Below are 20,908 nucleotides of genomic sequence, written 5' to 3' on the forward strand. Positions count from 1 at the left end.
TCGGCTTCCACCCTGGTCTCCATGGGCAGGGGGACCACGGTGGGCCCCTGAAGGACGCGCACTCGCTGCAACCTGGACAAGGGGGCTGCCGTCGGTGCCCGCACTGGTGCGGTGCGGGACATCGGGTCGGCTCACCGGTGCGCGCGAGGGTGTCGGGCACCGTCGGATGGTGCGCACCGGGTGCGGTGGCGGACATCGGGCGGGACTTTCAGCCGGTCCTCGTCTGCTGGGTGGCTCGGGGGTGCTGCCGAATGCGGAGCGACGGCCGCCGACTCCGGCATCTTCAGTCCCCCGGGGCACGAGGGCGTCGAAATCGAGCCAAAGGGGCTCCCGTCCCTGGCGTCCGCCCCTTACCGCGTTAATGATTGAACAGTCAACCAAATGCTCTGCCCAGTGATGGGCCCGGCGACCTGGTCATCCCTCGTGCTCGACCCACAGCAGAGGAGAACTCACATGAGCTTCCCGCTCGTGCGCAACCCCGGCGAAGGCACCCTCTACTCCTATTACGACACCGTCCAGGAGCAGGTCGTGTCAACCTCCGAGACGCAAGGAGTGGCCACCGTCCTGCGGCTGAACATGCGCCCGTCGGACGCGCCGCCCCTGCACAGCCACAGCGGAGAGGACGAAAGCTGGGTGATCCTGTCCGGCCGCGTCCGCTTCTGGGTCGGATCGGCCTCGCTCGACGAGTGTGACGTCCATGACGCCGGGCCGGGCGCCTATATCTTCGGCCCCCGCCTGGTTCCCCACACCTTCCAGCCGATCACCTCGACGGCCGAGGTGCTGCAGATCAACAACCCCGGGGCCGTCGAGGGCTACTTCCGGTCGGTCGGCTCCGCCGACGCGCGTCACGACACGGACCATACCGACCTGCTGGCCCAGTACGGCATAACACTCCTGGACGGGCCGCCGAAAGCCTGAGGCCGTTCTCGCGCGGGCCACCCCTCGGATGCCCCGGGCCGAGGCCACTGGGACGGGAGAAAGCTCAAAAAGACGGGACTCTCCCTGCCGAGCCGGATCACCGCGGGCTGTGGGCGACAGAAAGCGCACCAACAGAACCGCGCCGTCCACATGCCGCACCGCGGCCATCCGGCGCCGGCCGTCGGCATCGAGATCCGCTGGACAAGTCCATGGGCACGAGAGGCTGACGCTGTGTCTGCGCGGCGCGCCTGATGCGATCCGGGTGTCGGGTCCCGTCGCGGTGACGCAGATAATCTGCTGGATCGGACACGGCATGCGATGTACGGCATTGCTGCACGACATCGGGTTGCAGGTGACCATGCTGAAGCTCTGCGGTGGAAGCGCATGGCGCGCCAGCTGCTGGCCGCTAGGGGCTGTTTGGGGTTCGGATCATGTGGTCTAGGTACCGTCCTTGGGCCTCCGGAGGCGCGCCCGGGTGGCGGCATGCCGTGGTGGGGTGTGGGGACGGACCGCCGGGTGAGGGGAGGGTCGGGTGGAGATGCCCCGGGTGAGCCGGGCGGGGCGGCGCGGCCGCCGTCGGGATCTCCTCCCGCGGCAGGACGCCTGCGCGCGTCGACGGCGCGTACGGCGTGCGAAGCCGCGGGTTGTCCTCAGACCGTGGCGCTGGACTCGGCGGACTCCTCGCGCACGCGCAGTCGATAGCGCAGCGGGGACTCGCCGACGACCCGTTTGAAGGCGGTGCTGAACGCGCTCTCCGAGCCGTAGCCCAACTCGCCGGCCAGCGCTCCGACGCGCGCGTCGCCGTCCCGCAGCGCGCGCTGCGCGAGCACCATCCGCCAGCGGACCAGATAGCTCAGCGGCGGCGTCCCGGCGACTTCGCGGAAGCGCTCGGCGAAGGTCGTCCGTGACATCGCCGCGGCCTGGGCGAGTTCCTCCAGACTCCAGGCCCGGCCGGGGTCGGCGTGCATCCGGTCGAGCGCCGGGCGCAGCCGCTCGTCCGCGAGCAGCCGCAGGACTCCCGGAGGGAGTTGGGCCTGTCCGACGTACGCCCGCAGCACCTCCAGGAGCACCAGTTGGCCGTACTGCCGGACGGCGAAGGCCGAGCCGATCCGGGCGGCCGTCGCCTCGTCGAAGAGCCGGGTCAGGCAGGAGAGCAGCCGGTCCGAGCCCGTCTGTGCGGCGCGGATGTGGGCCAGCGGCGGCAGGGAGTCGACGAGCAGCGTGCGGCCGGCCTCGTTGAGGTTGATGCAGCCGCCTATCAGGATGTCGTCGGCGCCGCGGTCGGAGACTGCGAAGGCGGCTGCCGTGAACTCGGACTCGGGGCGCACTTCGCAGCGCGGTGGGTCCCCGGCCTCGAACGCCACCCAGCGGCGTCCGGTGAGGATAGCCACGTCGCCGGTCTCCAGCTCGATCGGCCGGTCGACGCCGTCGGTGGAGAGCGTGGCCCGGCCGTTGACCATCGCGAAGAACTTTACCGGGTCGTACAGCGGTCCCCGCGACTGCCAGCCGCCCCGGGCCACCGCCCCGCCGGTCAGCACCCCGCGCACCTCGACCAGGTCGAAGACCTCGGACAGCCACTCGCCACCGCTCATATTTCCACGCTTCCGTACTCTCGCTAAAGAAATCCGGACGGACAACTATTCATCGTACGGGTCGGAGCGTAGAGGCTGGGGGTATCCCCGATCCACAGGAGACAGCAGACATGCGCTACCGAACCCTCGGCCGGACCGGCATCCGGGTCAGCCCGTACGCACTCGGCGCCATGATGTTCGGCGCCATCGGCAACCCCGACCACGAGGAGTCGATCCGGATCATCCACCGGGCGCTGGACGCCGGTATCAACCTGGTCGACACCGCCGACATGTACTCGCGCGGGGAGTCCGAGGAGATCGTCGGCAAGGCGCTGGCCCAGGGCGGCCGCCGGGACGACGTCGTACTCGCCACCAAGGCGCGAAACCCCATGGGGGACGAGCCCAACCACCAAGGGGCCTCCCGCCGTTGGCTGTTCAAGGCTGTCGAGGACTCGCTGCGCCGGCTGGGCACCGACTACATCGACCTCTACCAGATCCACCGCCCTGACCCGGACACCGACATCGAGGAGACCCTGTCGGCGTTGACCGATCTGCAGCGGGCCGGCAAGATCCGGGCCTTCGGCACCTCCGCTCTGCCGGCCTCGGACATCGTCTGGGCGCACTGGGTGGCGGAGTCCCGCGGACTGGCCCGGCCGCGCACCGAACAGCCGGTCTACTCGATCCTCAACCGGGGCATCGAACGCGAAGTCCTGCCGGTGACCGAGGAGTTCGGGATGGGCACGCTGGTCTGGTCGCCGCTCGGCGGCGGCATGCTGACCGGCCGCTACCGCAAGGGCCGGGAGGCCGACACCCATCGTGCCCACTACGGCTTCCAGCACCTTAAGGACGACCGGCGCCTCGACGCGGTCGAGCGGCTGATCCCGCTCGCGCAGGAGGCGGGGATGCCGCTGACCCACCTCGCGATGTCCTTCGCCATCGCCCACCCCGGCGTCACGTCCGCGCTGATCGGCCCGCGCACCATGGCCCAGCTCGACGACCTGCTCGCCGGCGCCGACCGCGTCCTGGACGACGACCTGCTGGACCGCATCGACGCGATCGTGCCGCCGGGAACGGACGTGGGCACCCTCGACATGGCGTACCAGCCGCCGGCCCTCCTGCGTACCGCCCTCCGGCGCCGACGGCCCGAGGAACGGGCGGCGGCCTAGTACTCCAGTCACGCTTCTCCATTTTCCCTGGTCAGCATGCCTGTTTCGAGTCTAGCGAACTGACGCTGCATCAGGACGATGGTGGTTCGTGACTCACCCGATCGAGGCGGGGACAGAGATCTTCGCGCCACCTACGTAGGTGGCGCGGTCCGGCAGCTTGCCTGGGCGGACGTCCTCGCATTGGTTACTGGCTGTGAATTACGCTGCGACTCGCATGCGGCTTGGGCAGCGTTTCGGGTGTCTTTGGGGATGGGGTGGACCGAGGCCATGCGGTGGATGTCCACGCCGCGGGCGCTGGAGTCAACGTTGTGCTCGATCTGTGCGGCGTCGAAGTCGCGAAGGCTGGTCTTGATTTTGTCGGCGATGACTTTGCCTTGCCAGATGCCGTAGATGCCGAGAGTCCCCTGAGCTCTTCCTGCGAGCAGCCCTTCTTTGCGTAATGCGCGCCCTGGCGGATGTCCCCTCGTACAGTGGCCCAATAAAACTCTTGTCCTGGGGGCGGACGTTGGAATCCAGGTTGCTCATCGAAGACGCCGACGCCGGAGTGGCGGCCGCACAGCTCGGGGAGTTGGCGGAGTGGCTCCGGCACGAGCGGGAACTGCGCGGGCGGATCCGGCTGGAGCAGGGCGCACCCGCGCCGGACGAGATGAGCGGCGGGCTGTCTGACGCGCTTGTGGTCGCGCTGTCCACCGGCGGGGCGGTCAGCGTGCTCGCGCGGGCGGCTGTCGAGTGGGTCAAGCACCGCACCCGGGACGTGACCCTGAAGGTGGTCCGGGCGGACGGGGAGAGCTTCGAATTCGGCGTACAGCGCGCCACCTCGGACGACGCGCTGGTCGCTGAACTCCTCTACTTCCTAGGGCCGGACGAGCAAAACGCGGGCCCCGATGAGACAGCCTGACAGCGCTGGATCACGCGTCGTGCTCGTGGGCACGGGCACCTACTCCGCCGATCGGTCCCTCCAGGATTTGCCCTCGGTACTGAACAACCTCACCGACCTGGTGAGCGCGCTCAGCCAGCCCGCCCACGGCTGGTTCGCCGAGGAGAACTGCACCGTCGTACGTGACCCAGCCCGGGCGGAGGAGGTCCATAGACGGCTCGCCGAGGTCGCGTCGCAGGCCGAGGACCTCCTGCTCGTCTACTTCGCTGGGCACGGACTGCTCGACAGTCGCGGCAACCTGTACCTGGGGCTCTCCGAGACTCGCCGTGACCTGCTGCGCTACACGGCCATGCCGTTCGACGGGGTGCGCGAGCTCGTTGCCGACAGCCCAGCCCGCAACCGCGTCGTCATCCTCGACTGCTGCTACTCCGGACGCGCCATCGACGTCCTGGCTTCCGACGACGTGGTGATGGACCAGACGCAGATCACAGGGTCTTACACCCTCACCGCGACCGCGAGTGGGGTGACCGCCCTCGCCCCCAGCGGAGAACAGAACACCGCCTTCACCGGGCAGTTGCTGCGGCTTCTACGCGAGGGCGATCCACGCGCGCCCGAGGACTTGACACTGGATCACGTCTACCGATCCCTGTACCGGGGGCTGCGAGGGCGGGGGCTGCCGGAGCCGCGACGGCAGGGGACGGACACTGTCGAGGACCTGGTGCTGGCGCGTAATCTAGGGTATCGGCCTTCGGCCGCCGGGGATGTCGAGAGTGGGGGCCGGCTGCTCGTCGACGACGCGGAGCAACTGGGGCACAGGGGCGACCCGGAGGCAGCGGCCCGGCGCTACGCCGAGATCAGCCGGCAGCTCATGAGGTTCTACGGCGCCGACTCCGCGCACGTGCGCAGCGCGGAGGCCAGCGCCATCTTCTGGACACAGCATGCCGCTCGGAACACTGGTGGCGAGGGTGGACCGGCACCCTCCGTTGCCCTGGGACGGGCCGTCGGCATCGACTTCGGGACGACCAATTCCGTCATCGGCATCCTGAATGGAGGCGTGCCCGGCGTCATCACCAACGCCGAGGGTGCTAGGACCACGCCGTCCGTCGTCGCCTTCGCCAAGAACGGCGAGGTGCTGGTCGGCGAAGTAGCCAAGCGCCAGGCAGTCATTAACGCGGAGCGGACCGTCAGCTTCGTCAAGCAACGCCTCGGCACCGACTGGAAGTTCACCGTGGACGGCAAGGAGTTCGGCGCTCCGCAGATCGCCGCCTTCATCCTGCAGAAGCTAAAGCAGGACGCCGAGTACCAGTTGGGCGAGGAGGTGACCGACGCCGCCTTCACCGTGCCCGCCCACTTCGGCGACGCCGAGCGCCAGGCGCTCAAGGAAGCCGCCGAGATCGCCGGGTTTACCGTCCTGCGCATCATCAACGAGCCCACTGCGGTCGCGCTCGCCAACGGCCTGGAAGTGGACCTCGACACGGACGTGCGAGCAATCCTCGTCGTTAACCTCGGCGGCGGTACCTTCGACGTATCGGTGCTGGAAGTCGGCGACGGCGTTCTCGAGGTGAAGGCCATCAACGGCGACACCAACCTCGGTAGTGACGAATGGGACCAGCGTATCGTCGACTACTTAGTCAAGCGGTTCCAGGAAGCCCACGGTGTCGTCCTGTCAGGGGACAGGATGGCCTTGCAGCGTCTACACGACGCCGCTGAGAAGGCGAAGATCGAGTTGTCGTCCGCCACCGCGACTGTGATCAACCTGCCCTACATCTTTGCCAGCACTGACGGCCCGCTGCACCTGGAGGAGACGCTCACCCGCGCCCAGTTCCACGAGCTGACGGCCGACCTGTTGGAGCGCTGCAAGGCGCCGTTTCAGACGGCCCTGCTGGACGCGGGTGTGGACCTCTCTCGGGTCGACCACATCGTGCTCGTCGGCGGCGGCACGCGGATGCCTGCCGTCACCGAGCTCGTGAAGGAGCTGACCGGTAACCGGCCGATACGAAGCGGGTTGCAGCCGGACGAGGTCTTCGCTCTCGGCGCCGCGTTCCAGGCCGCCACGCTCCAGGCTGATTTCACCGACGACATGCCGCTCGACGTGACACCCCAATCCCTCGGCATCGAGACTGCCGGCGGCGTCATGACGAAGGTCATCGATAAGAACACCCCCATTCCGACGAAACATTCGGCGATCTTCACAACGGCCGAGGACAACCAGACGTCGATCACGATCGAGGTCTTCCGGGGCGAGCACGAGATGGCGGCCGACAATGAGAAGGTCGGCACCGTTGAACTCCAGGGCTTGCCTCCGGCTCCGAAGGGCGTCCCCCAGATCGAGGTCACTTTCGAGATAGACGCCGACAACGCGGTACAGGTGACGGCGAGGGACCTGGCGACGGGCAGGGAGCAGAGGATCGCCCGCAGCTGAGTTCTTTACTTGTGGACCCGCAAACGCTGCCTGGCCAGGCGGCCATTTCCACGAGGAAGGCCGAGGCCTCACTCAGGTACCGCACAGGCGCTCAGCAGAGAACCCGAACTCGCCGCCCACAACGTCATGCAGTTCGTCGTGGCGGTTCCGATTTCCGTGCTCGGACAACCGCATGGCTTGCTGCGCGGAGGACACATCGCCGAGGTAGGCGAAAGCCCGAGCCTGGATGGCGTGTAGGCGGTGCTGTGCGATGTCGCCCAGGCCGCCGTACGCCTGCCCAAGGCATCTCGTGGAAGAGGCCGGGCCGCGAGCACGGCAAGGGCGACGGTGGTTGGCCCGAGATGAACGGTGCCGCTCTGTTCCACGCTCGGCATGCGGCGTTCGGTGAACTCTCAGGAATAGTTGCTCGCGGTCGTGTGGATCAGCTCAACCAGGCGTCCTGTGTCTGTGAGATCAGGTATGACGTGATCGGCTCCTTCGGTTGCCAGACGCTCAGCCGAGGTGGTTCCCGAGGCAACGCCGACGACTTTCGCGCCTCCCTCCTGTCCGGTTCTGACGTCTTGGAGCGAGTCGCCGACGATGACTGTGTTCTCGCGGTTGAACGTATGGCCGTACACCGCCTTGGCTTTGGTCTGGGCAATCCGTACTAGAGCGGGGCGATGAGAATCGTCGGAGGCGTAGCCTCCGACCGTCGTGTCGACATAGTCCAGGAGAGAGAACGCGGACAGTTTGATCTCTGCACTTGCTTTCAGATTGCCCGTGACGACAGTTGGGACGAGGAGCTGGGACTGGCGGACAGCTGCCAGGGCCTCGACGGCGCCGGGCATTAGGTGACCAGTGCGGCGCAACGCCTCACGATGTAGATACAACTGTCCGGGCAGGCGGTCAATGATCAGATCCGCAAGGTTGTCGGTCTCCGGCTCGGAGACTCCGTTAGCTGAAAGGAGCTCTCGCACTGCAAGCGGCATCGTGACACCAGTGCCTCTGGCGGGGAGTTGCTGCGCCTCGCGGCCGACCACGTCGCGAAATACTTCGCGGTACACCAATCGGTCGGTCTCACCGACGTACAGCAGCGTCCGGTCGATGTCCCAGAGAACCAAAATCATGTGAGAGCTCGCTCTTTGAGGACCGCCTCGCCCCGGTCGAGGAGCTGGCGAGTAGGTGCGGCACGCTTGAACAGGCGGGCCTCACCCAGCATTGCTCGAAGGTGCTCGTCGAGGCGAGCGGACTGGATTCCGTCCACCATGGTGAGAACTTCCTGTGCGGTGGCACAGCCCGCGTCGGCGTCACCCGCCCGCATCTGCGCTGTTGCCGCGCGGGAGAGGAACTGGGCCTTCGTGCGCGTTTCCTGGTGGCTCAGGGTGCCCCGGGCACTGGCGAAGGCGTTGGCGGCTTCGGTCGGACGGTCCAATTCGAGGAAGCAGCTACCCCGTTGGCCGAGGATCTCGCCGGAGTTGATCCAGTACAGCCAGTGCGGGTCGTCCTCGCCAGGTCCGTTTGCGTACAGGGCTTCCGCTTCGTCAAGGGCTGCCAGCGCGTGCCGTTCCTCGCGGAGTCGAGCATGGCCTCGGGCCTGTCGGGTAAGGAGCATGGCCTGCAGTGTCGGCGCGTCCTGGTCGCTGATGCTCTGGCGCGCGGTCCTAGCGGCAGTGACTGCCTGGCGGGGGTCGCCTACTGAGTATCCGTGAATGGCCAGGAAGGACAGGGCGCCGGCGCGGAGCCTGGAGTCTGCTGACGCGTGAGCTGCGCGCAGCGCGCCGACGAACAACCGTTGAGCCTCTTCGTGCTTGCCGCCGTCGAACGTGTACCACCCGGTCTGGATGGCCGTATCAGCGGTCACCGCTGCAAGGTGCCGGCCTGTCCGCTCGTCGTAAGTTCCGGTCTTCAACAGTCCGAGCAAGACCTTGAGGTGCTGCCTGGCTGTACTGGCTAGGGTTCCACTTCCACTGGTCGCGTCCAGTTGCCTCAGCGCGTCTGTGGTGGTCTGCAGGGATGTAAGCAGGGGGGTGGTCACCCGCGTTCCGTCTCTACTGTCCGCGGCCAGTGCCTCTTGGGGGGTGATGGCTGACTGCAGAACGTATTGGGCGACGCTGGCTCCGCTCAAGGCGGTCAGCACGCTTCGGCGCTTCATGGAACCTCCGACAGCAACTTCCAGTGACGTCACCATACGGGCTGCTGTCCACGGCATCGCGGGGTCGAGTGTGTCCGAAACTGCTGTCTCATCCCGGTCCGTGAGCGGAGTCAGCAGTAGCGGTCTCAAGTCCGAGGGAAGGCCCAGACCATTGAGTAGATCGATGATGGAGTCTCGGCCGCCCAACTGCTTGCGACCGTTCTCAAGGTCCGAAATGTGTGACTGCGTGAGCCCGGTGAGGGCACGTATCCCCATCTGGGACAACCCCGATCGGCGACGCAGTAAGCGAATCAACTCCCCGAAATCCCAAGCAGCCAGGGCTCGTTGTACCTCCTCGTCCCGCCATGCGCGGTCAGGGACGGCAGGCGCGGCGCCATTACGTGAGCAGGGCGCGCACACGGCATCCGGGTTGTACTTACTCAGCGTACTTCCGCACTTGCCGCACACGCGGATCGGCATCTTCATAACAGCACCTGTCGCACTGAGTTAACCCGAGCTCGCTCCTCATACAGGCTATGCCAGATCGATATCGCTGTAGCGATATCGCCGGAGCGATGAATACCGATCTGCGGCCCCTCCAAACTCTTGCCACCGGGCAGAGCGATCCGGCAGCGGTGTGAGGGCGATGCCCGCCGACGCGACTTCGGAGGGAACCATGGAGTTTGGGACCGTGCCAGTTCGCCCGCTCCTGGTCATGCATGAGCCGGGAACGGGGCACAGCACGACAGCAGCGATACAGGGCTACTTGGTGGCTCCCAGCGCTCGCTTCGCGAGCGTGAGCCCGGGGTTCACCGCACTTGCCTTGGGCCCTGAGCAGAGGCTGCTGGAGCTGAGCCGATCACCGGCCCTGATTGAAACCGTAGGAGCGCTCACCCGCACCCCGGGCAGGGCAGCCCCCGGCTGCTGACCCCCTGACACTGATCGCCAAAGTGAAGACGCATGGAGAAAACGGCATGACACCGACTGCGACCATCGCCCGAGCGCGCCCCGGAATCCTCTCTGCTCTCCGCGCGTACCCCGGCTTCAACATGTCCTTCGAACGCGACGAGGGGTGCACGGCTGGCGCTATCGCCGATGCAGACCGATCTGTACCAGGCCGTGCGCGGGGCATCCTCCGGGCCGGGTTGCGGTATTGGGGCTGGCCGGGGCTGATCGAGTCCGCCGATGTACTCGTCACCGAGCTGGTCACGAACGCGCTCGAGCATGGACTCGGTGATGTCGGACTGCGGGTGTATCTCACCGACACGCACCTTCTGATCGAAGTGCGGGACGGCTCTCACCAACTCCCCGTACTACGCAAGGCGTCTCCCGACAACGAGAACGGCCGCGGCCTCGTCCTTGTCCGCGCCATCTCCGACGCCTGGGGCGTCAGCTCTGACGGCACCACGACCTGGTGCTCCCTCCCTCTTGTGAGAAGGAACGACGATACGGACCCCGGTGCTGCCCCTGTGATCCCCGATCTCGGGTGCGCGGAGACCAAGTGGGCCCGGAAGGAGAAGTTTCGGGCGACTCACCTCGCAGCGGGAAACGCCTACCGCTTCACCCGCGTGTACCTGACCGCGTACCTGAATCCTGACGACGGCTTCGTGGATATCGGCGATCTGGCCACGATCGGGCGTGTGCTGATGGCCAACGCCGTCACGCACACCAAGGCACCCGAGTATGCCCAGTTCACCATGCAGTGGGCCCTGCTCCAGACCGGCGAACTCGTCATTCAGGTGCGCGACAGCCACGCCGAATTCCCCAACTTCGATACGGCCGTGAGCTGGGAACCGGCCGAGGGCGAGCGCCCCCGCGGCCTGTGGACCGCCCGCCGGCTCGGAGCCGAGATCTCCTACGCCCCCACGGACGCGGGAAAGATCGTCCAGGCCTTGATCAAACCCCGCGCACTACCCGTCTGACCCCCGCCCAACACCGGCCTCCCGACCTGCCGCCGGCACGCCATGCGCCCCGCCGTCTCTGCCGGGGCACGTTCCCCTTCCTTCACGCCCATCCCCCAATTCGAGGCCTTCGATGCTGGATTCGCCAAGACCCCCCGCGACCTCGCCTCCTGGAGCACGAACAACACCCCTCAGTGACATGGACCTCATTGTCAGTCCTGTCGGTGCCGACTCCGACCTTCGTGGCGTGCTCGAAGACCTGCAGATGGGCCGGTACGCCAGTGCCCGTGACCTGCTGATCCGCACGGCGGACAACTGGTCGTTGTACGCGACCCGTTGCCAGCGTCTGACGGACAGCGTGACTGGGCGCGGTGTCCTGAAGATGTGGCGGGACGAGGAGCCGTACAGCGCACACGCTGCCACGGTGTGGGCGTGGTCGCTGACCCGGGGAGCGGTCGACCTCTGCCGCAAGGGTGCGAAGGCGGATGTCGTGGGGCGTGCTGCGGCGATGGCGCAGCAGGAGTGGAGGAGGGTGGACGAGGTGTGGCCGCGCTCTCCGGAGCCGTGGTGCGGGCGGCTTCTGCTGAGTCAGCTTCCCTACGACGCGTGGCGCTTCGATCCCCGCTGGCGCCATCGCCGGGAGCCGTGGGGCACGCTGGACGATCCCGTGATGCACCTGGAGGGGCCGTGGCCTTTTCTGGAGGAGGCCGACCGGCGTCATCCGGGCAGCCGGGACGGCCATCACCGCATGCGCGAGTACTTCCTGCGCCGTCACGGGGCTGCTGTCTCCTGCCAGTACACGCACTGGCTGGTCGCGGGCGGCCGGCTCAACCCCGAACTGCTCGTGCTGCCGCTGTATGCGCAGATGGACCTCTACCGCGAGCGGCACAGCGACGGCCGTAACTCCGCCCTCCAGTTCTGGCAGACAGAACAGGCGCGGCACTTCGCCATCCAGGCCTACGACGGATGGTTCGCCCACCTCCCGCCGACCGAGTACGCCTGGGTGTCGCCCTGGGACCTGAACCACCTGGCGCATGCCCTGGTGGGCTGCGGAGAGACCGAGCGCGCCGCCTGGGTGTTCAGGGCGCTGGGCCCCTACGCCACGCCGCAGCCGTGGAAGGACGTTCTGGAGAGTCTGGGCCGCACCAGGGACTGGACCGATGAGTTCCTCCGCATCCGCACCACCGTCCTGAGGCGGGGGGCGCCCTGGTGAGCAGCCGTGCACCGCCGCCGCACCCAGCGCCTGCCCCTTCGTCCCTGCTCCCTCCCCTCTTCTTGATTGGATTCTGGTGTCTCACAGAAGTGCCGTCCCGACGACGCCGCCGGACGATGACGACGTCCTCGCTGCCCTCGGAATCAGACCTGAACTGTCCCGCAAAATGGGGACGTTCGGGAATTACGCGATCTCCTTCTCGGTCATCTGCATCCTGGCCGGAGGCATGTCCCTGTTCGGGTACGGCCTGGGCCACGGCGGGCCTGTCGTGATGCTCGGCAGCTGGGTCGTGATCGGCGGGCTGACGCTGCTGGTCGGCATGTCGCTGGCCGACGTGGTCTCCGCCTACCCGACCTCCGGCGGCCCCTACTTCATGGCCGAGAAACTGGGCGGCCGACGCTGGGGCTGGTACACCGGCTGGCTGAACCTGCTCGGCCTGCTCGGCGCCATCGCAGGCATCGACTACGGAGCCGCCCTGTTCGCCGGGGCCTTCGCGCAGCTCCAGTGGGGCATCGCGCCCACCCCGGCGTCCACTATGTGGTTATTCGGCGGCATCCTGCTGCTGCACGGGCTGCTGAATTCGGCGGGCGTGCGCCTGGTGACCATCCTCAACTCGATCTCGGTGTGGTGGCAGCTCGCAGGCGTCGCCGTCATCGTCGGCACCCTCACCCTCGCCCCGGCCAAGCACCAGTCGGCAACCTTCGTGTTCACTCACTTCCACAACGACACCGGGTTCAGCCCCCTCTACGTCGTGCTGATCGGCGGCCTGCTCGCGGGCTACACGTTCTGCGGTTACGACGCCTCCGCGCACGTGGCCGAGGAGACCACCGACGCCCAGGTCTCCGCGCCGAAGGGCATGGTGCGTTCCATCTGGGTGTCCTGGCTGGCCGGCTTCGTGCTCATCTCCGGCCTCCTGTTCGCCATGCAGAACTACAGCGCCACACAAAACACGGCGACCGGCGTACCCCCGGCTCAGATCTTCCTCGACGTCCTGGGCGCGTCCGGCGCCAAGGCGCTGCTTCTGGTCGTGATTGTGGCGATGCTGTTCTGCGGCAACGCCGAGGTCGCCGCGGCCAGCCGCATGATCTACGCGTTCTCCCGCAGCCGCGCCTTACCCGGCTGGACGAGCTGGCGGCGCGTCAACTCCCGCACCAAGACGCCGACGCGGGCGGTGTGGTTCGCCGTCGTCGTGCCCTTCGTCCTCGCTCTGCCGGTCCTGTACTCGCCCACCGCCTACGGTGCGATCACCGCGATCAACGCGGTCGGCATGATCCCCACCTACGGCATCCCCGTCTTCCTCGCCCTGCGCCAGGGCCGTGCCTACCAGAGCGGCCCGTGGACCCTGGGCCGCTGGCGGCGCCCGGTGGGCGTCGTCGCCTGCATCTACGTCGTCGTCATCACGGTGGTGTTCTGCCTGCCGCAGTCCACCCCGATCACCACCGAGTCCTTCAACTACGCCGGGGTGACGCTGCTGGTCGCGCTGCTGTTCGCCGCGATCACGTGGACGACCCGCGGCAAACGTGACTACCAGCTCGCCGCCGCCGGCACTGCCCTACCGGACGAGGCCGCCGCGTTCGGCGAGGGAGGCTTCTGATGACCGCAGGCAACACCGCCCGCTCCCGCAAGCCCTGGCTGTCCGGAGCGGTCACCGAATCGTCGCTGCGCGAAGCAGTCGGCGCCGGACGCATCACCGAGATCATGCTCGCCTTACCCGACATCCAAGGACGCCTCAAGGGCAAGATCTTCAGCGCGCCGGTGTTCCTGGAACGGATGACCGACGGGGCGGAGATGTGCTCCTACCTCCTGGCCACCGACACCGACATGACCCCCCTGGACGGGTTCGACCTCACCGGCTGGACCCACGGATTCGGTGACCTCCGCGTGAAACCGGACCTGGCCAACACCAGGATGCTGCCCACGCGACTCGGAACCGTCATCGTGTTCGGCGATCCGGTCCAGGACGATGGCACGCCCCTCCCGGTGGACCCCCGCCACATCCTCGACACCCAGCTCAACCGCATGCGCGCGCTGGGATACGAGGTGAAGGCGGGAGTGGAGAGCGAGTTCGTCCTCCTCACGGACGGCGGTTCCGGTCTGGTCCCGGCGTGGAGCGAGAACCTCGACTACGCCCTCGACCTCCCGCCCGCCGCCACGTCCTTCGCCCGCCACCTCAGCAGCGCCCTGGCCGACGCCGGCATCGACTACGAGGCCTTCAAAACGGAAGGCGCGCCGGGCCAGGCCGAGGTGACCTTCCCCTACGGTGATGCCCTCAACGTCTGCGACGACTACGCCGTCTTCCAGCTCCTCGCCCGGGATGTCGCCGGACACGACGGCCTGCGCGCGGCGTTCATGGCGGCCCCGCAGGCCGGCATCGGCAGCGGACTCCATCTGCACCTGTCGCTGTGGAACGAGCACGGCGATCCGGGATTCCACCACTCCCGTGCCCAGGGCCCGCCGCCGCTGATGACCCACGCCATCGCAGGCCTGCTCTCCCTCCTGCCGCATTTGGCGCCGCTGTACTGGCCCACCGTCAACTCCTACAAACGCCTGCGCCCTCACAGCTTCGCCCCCACCCGCTACACCTGGGGCATCGACCATCGCGGCTGCGCCGTCCGCGTCACCGGCCACGGCCGCAGTGCCCGCCTGGAGGTCCGCCTCGCCGGCTCCGACGCCAACCTCTACCTCGCACTCGCCGCCTACATCGCCGCGATGGCCCACGGCATCGAGGAAAAACTGACACCCCGGCCGGCCTGTGAAGGCGACGCCTACCAGGACACCAGCACCATGCCCGTCTACGCCGATCTGGCCGAAGCCGTCCAGCACTTCGAGCACAGCACCATCGCTCACAGCCAGCTCGGCCAGGACGTCGTAAACCACTACACCCGCGCCGCCTACGCCGAACTCGACTGGCACCGCAGCCGCGTCACCGACACAGAACGGCAACGCGGCATCCGCTGATCTCCCTGCCGCCGGGTGATCCTCCCTCGGCGGCAGGGCCCAAAGCACCCTCGTTCCCCCCGGGCGGGTGGGGAACGAGGGCCCCGGCTCCCGGCCTGACACGGCCGGGAGGGTCTGATCCTTGGTGGGTCCGGACCCGTCCCGGCCCCTGCGGGGTGGTGCCTGCGGAGGCCGGGACACGAACTCCCGCGCACGGCCGCCCTCTGTGAATCCGCATGACCGCGCGCGGGCCCCAACGTCTCACGCCAGGCACCCCCGTTGCCGGGCGCGGGACACCAGCCCGGCGCGGGGACGCGGCGTTTCCTCCCCTGAAGAAGACGCCGTATCCGCCCCGCGCCGGGCGCCCCCACCGTTCACCGACCGCGCAAGGAATGCCTCGTGACCGCCCTCCTGCCCGCCTTCGTCCACCTGTTACTCGACCAGAGCACAGCCCCGGGAGAGATCCCCGCGATCGATCCCTCGCACGTCGTGGGCTGGCGCGCCACGCTCGCGGCGAGGGTCCTCAGCGTCTTCGACACGGGCTCCTCCCAGGCGGATGGCTCCTTCCTCGCCCACGGCTACGCACATCTGCCGGTCCCGCTGCCAGAGGGCCCCACCGTCTACCTCCGGCTGGCCACACAGTCCGACACAGTGCCCTGGCCGGTCCTCGCCACCTCCGTGGTCCTGACGATCGCCGGCTCGCTGAAGCTGGAGATGTACCAGGAGGTGGCCCAGTCCCTTGCCCAACAGCCCTCCTACACACGCGTCTTCAGGCCGGAGGAGGCGTTCGCCGTGCACGCCGGCACCCTCTGCGCCACACAAAGCAGCGTTGATGCCCTGCAACTGCTGGCCGTCGCACCGCCCGCGGACCCCGCAGGGCCGGCTCTGACCCGCGACGAGTACACCAAAGCTGCGCGCCGTGCCCGCGGAATCCTCGACGGTGTCTCCCTCGCCGCGGCAGGGGGCCGTCCGTGACAACCGCCGCAGGCTCCTGGCTGACGCAGATCCCGTGCCTGGACACGTCCGACCTGGCCTTCGTCCAGCACGTCAGCCACAGCATCCTCGAACGGCTGTCCAAGGACCGGAACCTGCTCACCACGCTCGTCGAGGAGGTGATGGCCCATCCATCCCGTCTGGCCGCCAGTCGCGTCACGCTCCTGCTGAACCGGCTGTCGCTGTGGGAGGCCCCCGACCACAGCTTCGAGATCCGCCTCAACATGAACCCCCGGCCCGAGCACCAGATCGTGCCGCACGACCACTGCTACGCGTTCGCCACCCACATCCTGACCGGCGGCTACGTCCACGTCGTCCGCCGTCGCACCAACGGCTGGCAGGGCCCGTTCACCGGCGCCGATCTCCGGCCGGCCATCGTCACCCTCGAGCGCCCCGGCAGCGTGTACGTGCTCGACCACTCGATGGTCCACCAGGCCGTGATGGCGCCGGACACCGTCACGCTCTTCATCCGCGGCCCCCGCCGCAAAACGTCCTCCCACGCCGCCGAGGAACTCATGCCGCCCCAGCAGTCCTGGCCCAAGCCGGCCGTCCCCGGCAACGAGCCCGAACCCTCACGCCCCGCCACCGTCGCCGAGTACCTGCAGATGCGCCGCTACCTGCAAGAGCACCAGATCATCACCTGACCTCACCGGATTTCACGGCCCCTACGGCGTGCCGCCTGCCTTTGACGCGAGAGGCTACGGCGAACACCCCCGAACCGCACGAGGAGCTTTTGATGACCGGCGTTCTGACAACCGATCACCCCGCCTGGCACCACTACCCCGACGGGGCTCACGCACGTGCCGTGCTGGCCGGCTCCGGGCTGTGGGTCATCTCGTACGACAGCCACGGCCTGCGCATCGACTGCGTGGACGGCAGCGAGGACATCAAACCGTCGTTCGTCGCCACCGATCCCGCCGACCTGCCGGCAGCAGCACCCGCCGCACTGCGCACCGGGCTCACCCAGCTCGGCGTCTCCCAGCGCCTGGCCAATCCTCGGCTGTGGGACGCCATCACCACCGCCATCCTGCGCCAGGTCGTGCGCGCCGACCAGGCCCGCAAGCTCTACCGCAACTGGTGCAGCACCTACGGCACCACCGTGGACGGCCCGTTCGGACCCCTGGCCGTCGCCCCTGACCACACCCGGATCCTCAGCCTGCCCGAGGACAGCTTCGCCGCGATCGGCGCGAAGTTCCACCGCACCGCACTGCAAGCCGCAGCCGAGCACTACGGACAACACCACGAGACGTGGGAACACCTGGACGCCACCGCCCTGGTCACCGCGCTGACCGCCATCCCCCGCATCGGCCCGTGGACCGCCCGCGCCGCCGCCGCCGACTACACCGGCGACTTCAGCATCTACCCGCACGACGACCTCGCCGTACGCACCTGGGCCGCACAGATCGCGCCCGACTACCCCTGGCCCGGCAAGAAGGACAAGGCCTTCGGCCCACTGTGGACCGGCTGGGCCGCCGGCAACCCCACCGCCCTGCACACCCTCACCCTCGCCACCCTCACCTGGGGGGCGCACGCATCATGACCGGGAGGACCCATGCGGCAGTTACCGCTGATCGCAGGCGCCGACGCCACCCACACACTCGACGCCCTGTTCATCAACGCACCGCTGCGTGACTACACACTGCGGCCCCGCACCAACGACTACACCCTCCCCGTACTGGGCATGGCGTACATCGCCACCTACGCACAGCAGCAGGGCTTCAACGTCGGCGTCCTGGATGCCGAAGCCCACGGCCTGGGCATCGAAGAGACCGCAGCGATCGTCAACGAGGCCGCACCCCGCTGGGCCGCGATGAACCTCCTGGCGCCCACCTACGAGATGTCCGCCAAGATCGCCGCCCGACTCGACCCCGACATCGACCTCATGGTCGGCGGACACCACGCCAAGGCCATGCCGGACCGCATCCTCAACGACCCCCGCATGCGCCACCTGCGCGCCCTCGTCCTGGGCGAAGGAGAACTGCGCGTCGCCGCGCTCCTGGAGGACCTCGACAACCGGCGCACCCTGCCGGGCGTCCTGTGGCGTGATCCCCGCCTCGACACCCCGGCCGCCGGCATCGCTAGCCCCAAGACCACCGCGGCACTGCTCGGTCCCGACATCAACTCCCTGCCGTACGTCAACCGGGCCTTCCTGCCCCAGGACCCCTACCAGGCCCCGCCGACGGCCGCAGACCTCCGCCTGGCCGCCGAACGCCCCTGGATCAGTACCCGCGGGCACTGGGAGGCCAACATCGTCGGCAGCCGCGGCTGCCCCTACAACTGCACCTTCTGCGGCGCCGCCGTCTCCGCCAATCCGGACATCACCATCCGCGTGCGCTCCCCCGAGAACATCATCGGTGAACTCGACCAGCTGCACGACGAGTACGGCGTGACCGCGTTCCGCTTCGTCGACGACCTCTTCCTCGGCGTCGGCCGCGTCATCGACGAACAGATGACCGCCTTCACCCACCACCGGATCGGCGACCGGTACGTCTGGGACGCGACCGGCCGCATCAACGTCCTCGACCGCCTCACCGACGCCGACCTGGACCGCCTCGTCACCAACGGACTGCGCGAAGTCGCCCTCGGCATCGAATCCGGCAGCACCCGCATCCTCAAAGCGATGGACAAACGCATAGACGCCGAGATGACCGAACGCGTCGCCCGCCGCCTGGTCGCCCACGGCATCGGCGTCAAGGGCTACTTCATCTTCGGCTTCCCCGGCGAAACCCAGGAAGACCTCGACGCCACCGTCCGGCACGTCCACAACCTCTGGGACATCTCCGACCAGAACACCGGCGACATACGCGCCAGCGTCTTCGAATTCAGGCCCTACCCCGGCACCCCCGTGTGGCAGACGCTGATAGACGCCGGCCACAGCGCGGACGCCCTCCTGGCCTACGCCGACATCGACCTCACCAGCGACGGAGCACACGAATCGATGCGTCAACGCGACGAGTTCAACTTCTCCGTCAGCATCCAGTTCGGCGACGTGCCCCTGACCCGCATCCGCTCGACGCTCGCCACGCTCACCCGCGAGCAGCACGAACGCAACCAGCGCGTCCCGAAGGAAGCGGCGTGAACAGCGCGAGAAGCGGCTTCTTCGTCAGCGTCGACGGGCCCAGCGGCGTGGGCAAGTCCACCACCGTGCAGGCACTGCACCAGCTGCTCGCCCAGCAGGGCCGCTCTGTCCGGCGCACCGTGGAGCCGACCACCACCGCGCTGGGAACGTTCACCCGCTCCCACGCGAACACGATCCACGGCCTGGCGCTGGCCTGCCTCGTCGCCGCCACCCGGTACGAGCACGTCGAGACGGTGATAGACCCGGCGTTGCAGGCCGGCGAACTCGTCATCAGCGACCGCTACTTACCCTCCACGCTGGTCCTCCAGCAACTCGACGGCGTTCCCCTCGAGTTCCTGCTGGACGTCAACCAGCACGTCCCTCTCCCCGACTTGGCCGTCCTCCTGACCGCCGAGCCGAACGTGATCTCCGCACGCATCACCGAGCGCGGCGCCACACACCGCTGGCACCTCGACCCCACCGGCCCGCGCCGCGAGGTCGACCTGTACCGGGCAGCCGCCGCCTACCTGATGAGCAGAGGCGTCACCGTGCTGCTGCTCGACAACGGCGCCTACACCCCATCGGACGTAGCTCAGCGAATCGCCGACGCCATACCAACCCCACCGCTAGCCTCAATCCCCACCACCGGCCCTCCACCCCCTCAAGGACCATGAGCGCGACCACAGCTACACCCGTCATCGACACCCACGTCATCCTCCGCGACGGCGACAAGATCCTCTTGTCCCAGCGCGGCGGCCCTTACGGCTACGGCCGCTGGCACATGCCCTCCGGGAAACTCGACCGAGGCGAGCCCTCCTCCGAAGGCGCCGCCCGAGAGCTGTTCGAGGAAACCGGCATCGCTGTCATCCCGGGCGACCTTCAGCTCGTTCACGTCGTACACCACCGTCAGGACGACGAGGTGGAACGCATCGGTCTCTTCTTCCTCGCCCTCGAATGGGAAGGAGAGCCCGTCAACAAAGAACCGGACAAGTGCCTGGCGCTCGACTGGTTCACAGTCCACGACCTACCGGACGACATCATCGAGTACCCACGGGCCGGCCTGCTCGGCTACCTGAACGAGTCCGACAGCCTTCTCACCGAGCACGCTTGGCGGGAGTAACTCGCATGGTTCCGGGTACCGGTTCGCGGCGATTCGGCCACGGCCGGCGCCCCGGTCCGGCGCTAAATTCAGGGGTGCGCGACGCACACGGCCCGCATTCGTAGGGCGGGGACACAACTCAAACACGCATGGGCCGACGGCAACCGCAGCGGCGCCGGGTCGGCCCGTCACAGCGCAGATCAAGCTACGTGAAGACCTCCGTCGGCACGCGACCGCACTGGCAACGGAAGAGATCACCGCGCATGTGTGCGTGCTCGATGCCTCACTGGACAGCGCGGCCCAGACCGCTGGCGCGTGACACGCCGCCTGCTGCCCCCTGCGCCGCTCGCCCCTGGAAAACCAGCCACACACGGCGGACGACCGACTGCCTGACGCCCCTTGGCAAGGGGACACACGATCCTCGGGAGCTTATCCGTGTGTGACAGCAGACCGGCGCCGCCTGTCGAGGGCCGCGCCTCGTGCCTGGACCTCGACAGAGAAGTAGCAGGGAGCGCGAAGACAACCCCGCTCGCGGCCGTCCTCGGCGGCCAGCAGTGAGCTCAGGTCGCCACAGCGATCCCGCGTCGCGGTGGTGGCTGTGTGCCGGACACCTGCACTCCCAAGGAAGATTCGTGTCAGCCGT

16 protein-coding genes and 2 pseudogenes are annotated in these 20,908 nt (G+C 68.0%); 15 read left to right on the forward strand and 3 right to left on the reverse strand.

Going from position 1 to position 20,908, the window contains the following annotated elements; all coding sequences use genetic code 11:
• Positions 1–453: 453 nt before the first annotated feature.
• Positions 454–918 carry a cupin domain-containing protein gene (locus ACIRB1_RS43095; protein ID WP_403469445.1) on the forward strand — a complete coding sequence of 155 codons (465 nt, stop codon included), beginning with the start codon at positions 454–456 and terminating at the stop codon, positions 916–918.
• Positions 919–1,568: 650 nt separating this feature from the next.
• On the opposite strand, the gene ACIRB1_RS43100 is transcribed toward ACIRB1_RS43095, so the two are convergent.
• On the reverse strand, positions 1,569–2,510 hold the full coding sequence (locus ACIRB1_RS43100) for a cupin domain-containing protein (RefSeq protein WP_403469446.1): 942 nt from the start codon (positions 2,508–2,510) through the stop codon (positions 1,569–1,571).
• Between the two features lie 110 nt (positions 2,511–2,620).
• On the opposite strand from ACIRB1_RS43100, the gene ACIRB1_RS43105 reads away from it, so the two are divergent.
• The 4 genes and pseudogenes from ACIRB1_RS43105 to dnaK form a co-directional block, all read left to right on the forward strand.
• Positions 2,621–3,655, forward strand: a complete 1,035-nt coding sequence (locus tag ACIRB1_RS43105; protein ID WP_403469447.1) for an aldo/keto reductase — start codon at positions 2,621–2,623, stop codon at positions 3,653–3,655.
• Positions 3,656–4,172: 517 nt separating this feature from the next.
• Positions 4,173–4,553 (forward strand): hypothetical protein, encoded by a 381-nt coding sequence (locus ACIRB1_RS43110; RefSeq protein WP_403469448.1) that lies wholly within the window; start codon positions 4,173–4,175, stop codon positions 4,551–4,553.
• A pseudogene (locus ACIRB1_RS43115) lies at positions 4,540–5,196 on the forward strand (caspase domain-containing protein); the annotation flags it as partial. The gene ACIRB1_RS43110 and the pseudogene ACIRB1_RS43115, both read left to right, overlap by 14 nt.
• A gap of 324 nt (positions 5,197–5,520) precedes the next feature.
• Positions 5,521–6,942 (forward strand): annotated as a pseudogene (dnaK, locus tag ACIRB1_RS43120) (molecular chaperone DnaK); the annotation flags it as partial.
• 404 nt (positions 6,943–7,346) lie between these two features.
• On the opposite strand, the gene ACIRB1_RS43125 reads toward dnaK, so the two are convergent.
• Both ACIRB1_RS43125 and ACIRB1_RS43130 read right to left on the reverse strand, forming a co-directional pair.
• Positions 7,347–8,060 (reverse strand): HAD family hydrolase, encoded by a 714-nt coding sequence (locus ACIRB1_RS43125; RefSeq protein ID WP_403469449.1) that lies wholly within the window; start codon positions 8,058–8,060, stop codon positions 7,347–7,349.
• Positions 8,057–9,550 (reverse strand): helix-turn-helix domain-containing protein, encoded by a 1,494-nt coding sequence (locus ACIRB1_RS43130; protein WP_403469450.1) that lies wholly within the window; start codon positions 9,548–9,550, stop codon positions 8,057–8,059. Before ACIRB1_RS43130 ends, ACIRB1_RS43125 begins: the two co-directional genes overlap by 4 nt.
• A gap of 488 nt (positions 9,551–10,038) precedes the next feature.
• Between ACIRB1_RS43130 and ACIRB1_RS43135 the strand changes: the two genes are divergently transcribed.
• The 10 genes from ACIRB1_RS43135 (at position 10,039) to ACIRB1_RS43180 (ending at position 20,286) form a co-directional block, all read left to right on the forward strand.
• Positions 10,039–10,986, forward strand: coding sequence for an ATP-binding protein (locus ACIRB1_RS43135; RefSeq protein WP_403469451.1), 948 nt, complete (start codon positions 10,039–10,041; stop codon positions 10,984–10,986).
• Between the two features lie 226 nt (positions 10,987–11,212).
• A complete protein-coding gene (locus ACIRB1_RS43140) occupies positions 11,213–12,178 on the forward strand; it encodes a hypothetical protein (protein WP_403469452.1) in 966 nt (321 codons plus the stop codon).
• A gap of 76 nt (positions 12,179–12,254) precedes the next feature.
• Positions 12,255–13,772 carry an amino acid permease gene (locus ACIRB1_RS43145; protein WP_403469453.1) on the forward strand — a complete coding sequence of 506 codons (1,518 nt, stop codon included), beginning with the start codon at positions 12,255–12,257 and terminating at the stop codon, positions 13,770–13,772.
• Positions 13,772–15,136 (forward strand): glutamine synthetase family protein, encoded by a 1,365-nt coding sequence (locus tag ACIRB1_RS43150; protein WP_403469454.1) that lies wholly within the window; start codon positions 13,772–13,774, stop codon positions 15,134–15,136. The genes ACIRB1_RS43145 and ACIRB1_RS43150 overlap by 1 nt, the downstream gene beginning before the upstream one ends.
• A gap of 378 nt (positions 15,137–15,514) precedes the next feature.
• Entirely contained in the window at positions 15,515–16,090 is a 576-nt protein-coding gene (locus tag ACIRB1_RS43155; RefSeq protein ID WP_403469455.1) for a hypothetical protein, read from the forward strand.
• Entirely contained in the window at positions 16,087–16,752 is a 666-nt protein-coding gene (locus ACIRB1_RS43160; RefSeq protein ID WP_403469456.1) for a hypothetical protein, read from the forward strand. Before ACIRB1_RS43155 ends, ACIRB1_RS43160 begins: the two co-directional genes overlap by 4 nt.
• Before the next feature lie 92 nt (positions 16,753–16,844).
• Positions 16,845–17,648, forward strand: coding sequence for a hypothetical protein (locus ACIRB1_RS43165; protein WP_403469457.1), 804 nt, complete (start codon positions 16,845–16,847; stop codon positions 17,646–17,648).
• Between the two features lie 12 nt (positions 17,649–17,660).
• A complete protein-coding gene (locus ACIRB1_RS43170; protein WP_403469458.1) occupies positions 17,661–19,187 on the forward strand; it encodes a B12-binding domain-containing radical SAM protein in 1,527 nt (508 codons plus the stop codon).
• Positions 19,184–19,840, forward strand: coding sequence for a dTMP kinase (gene tmk, locus ACIRB1_RS43175; RefSeq protein WP_403469459.1), 657 nt, complete (start codon positions 19,184–19,186; stop codon positions 19,838–19,840). Before ACIRB1_RS43170 ends, tmk begins: the two co-directional genes overlap by 4 nt.
• Positions 19,837–20,286, forward strand: a complete 450-nt coding sequence (locus ACIRB1_RS43180; protein WP_403469460.1) for an NUDIX domain-containing protein — start codon at positions 19,837–19,839, stop codon at positions 20,284–20,286. Before tmk ends, ACIRB1_RS43180 begins: the two co-directional genes overlap by 4 nt.
• Positions 20,287–20,908: the final 622 nt, after the last annotated feature.

It is taken from the genome of Streptomyces sp. NPDC096013 (assembly GCF_044763565.1).
GTDB lineage: Bacteria > Actinomycetota > Actinomycetes > Streptomycetales > Streptomycetaceae > Streptomyces.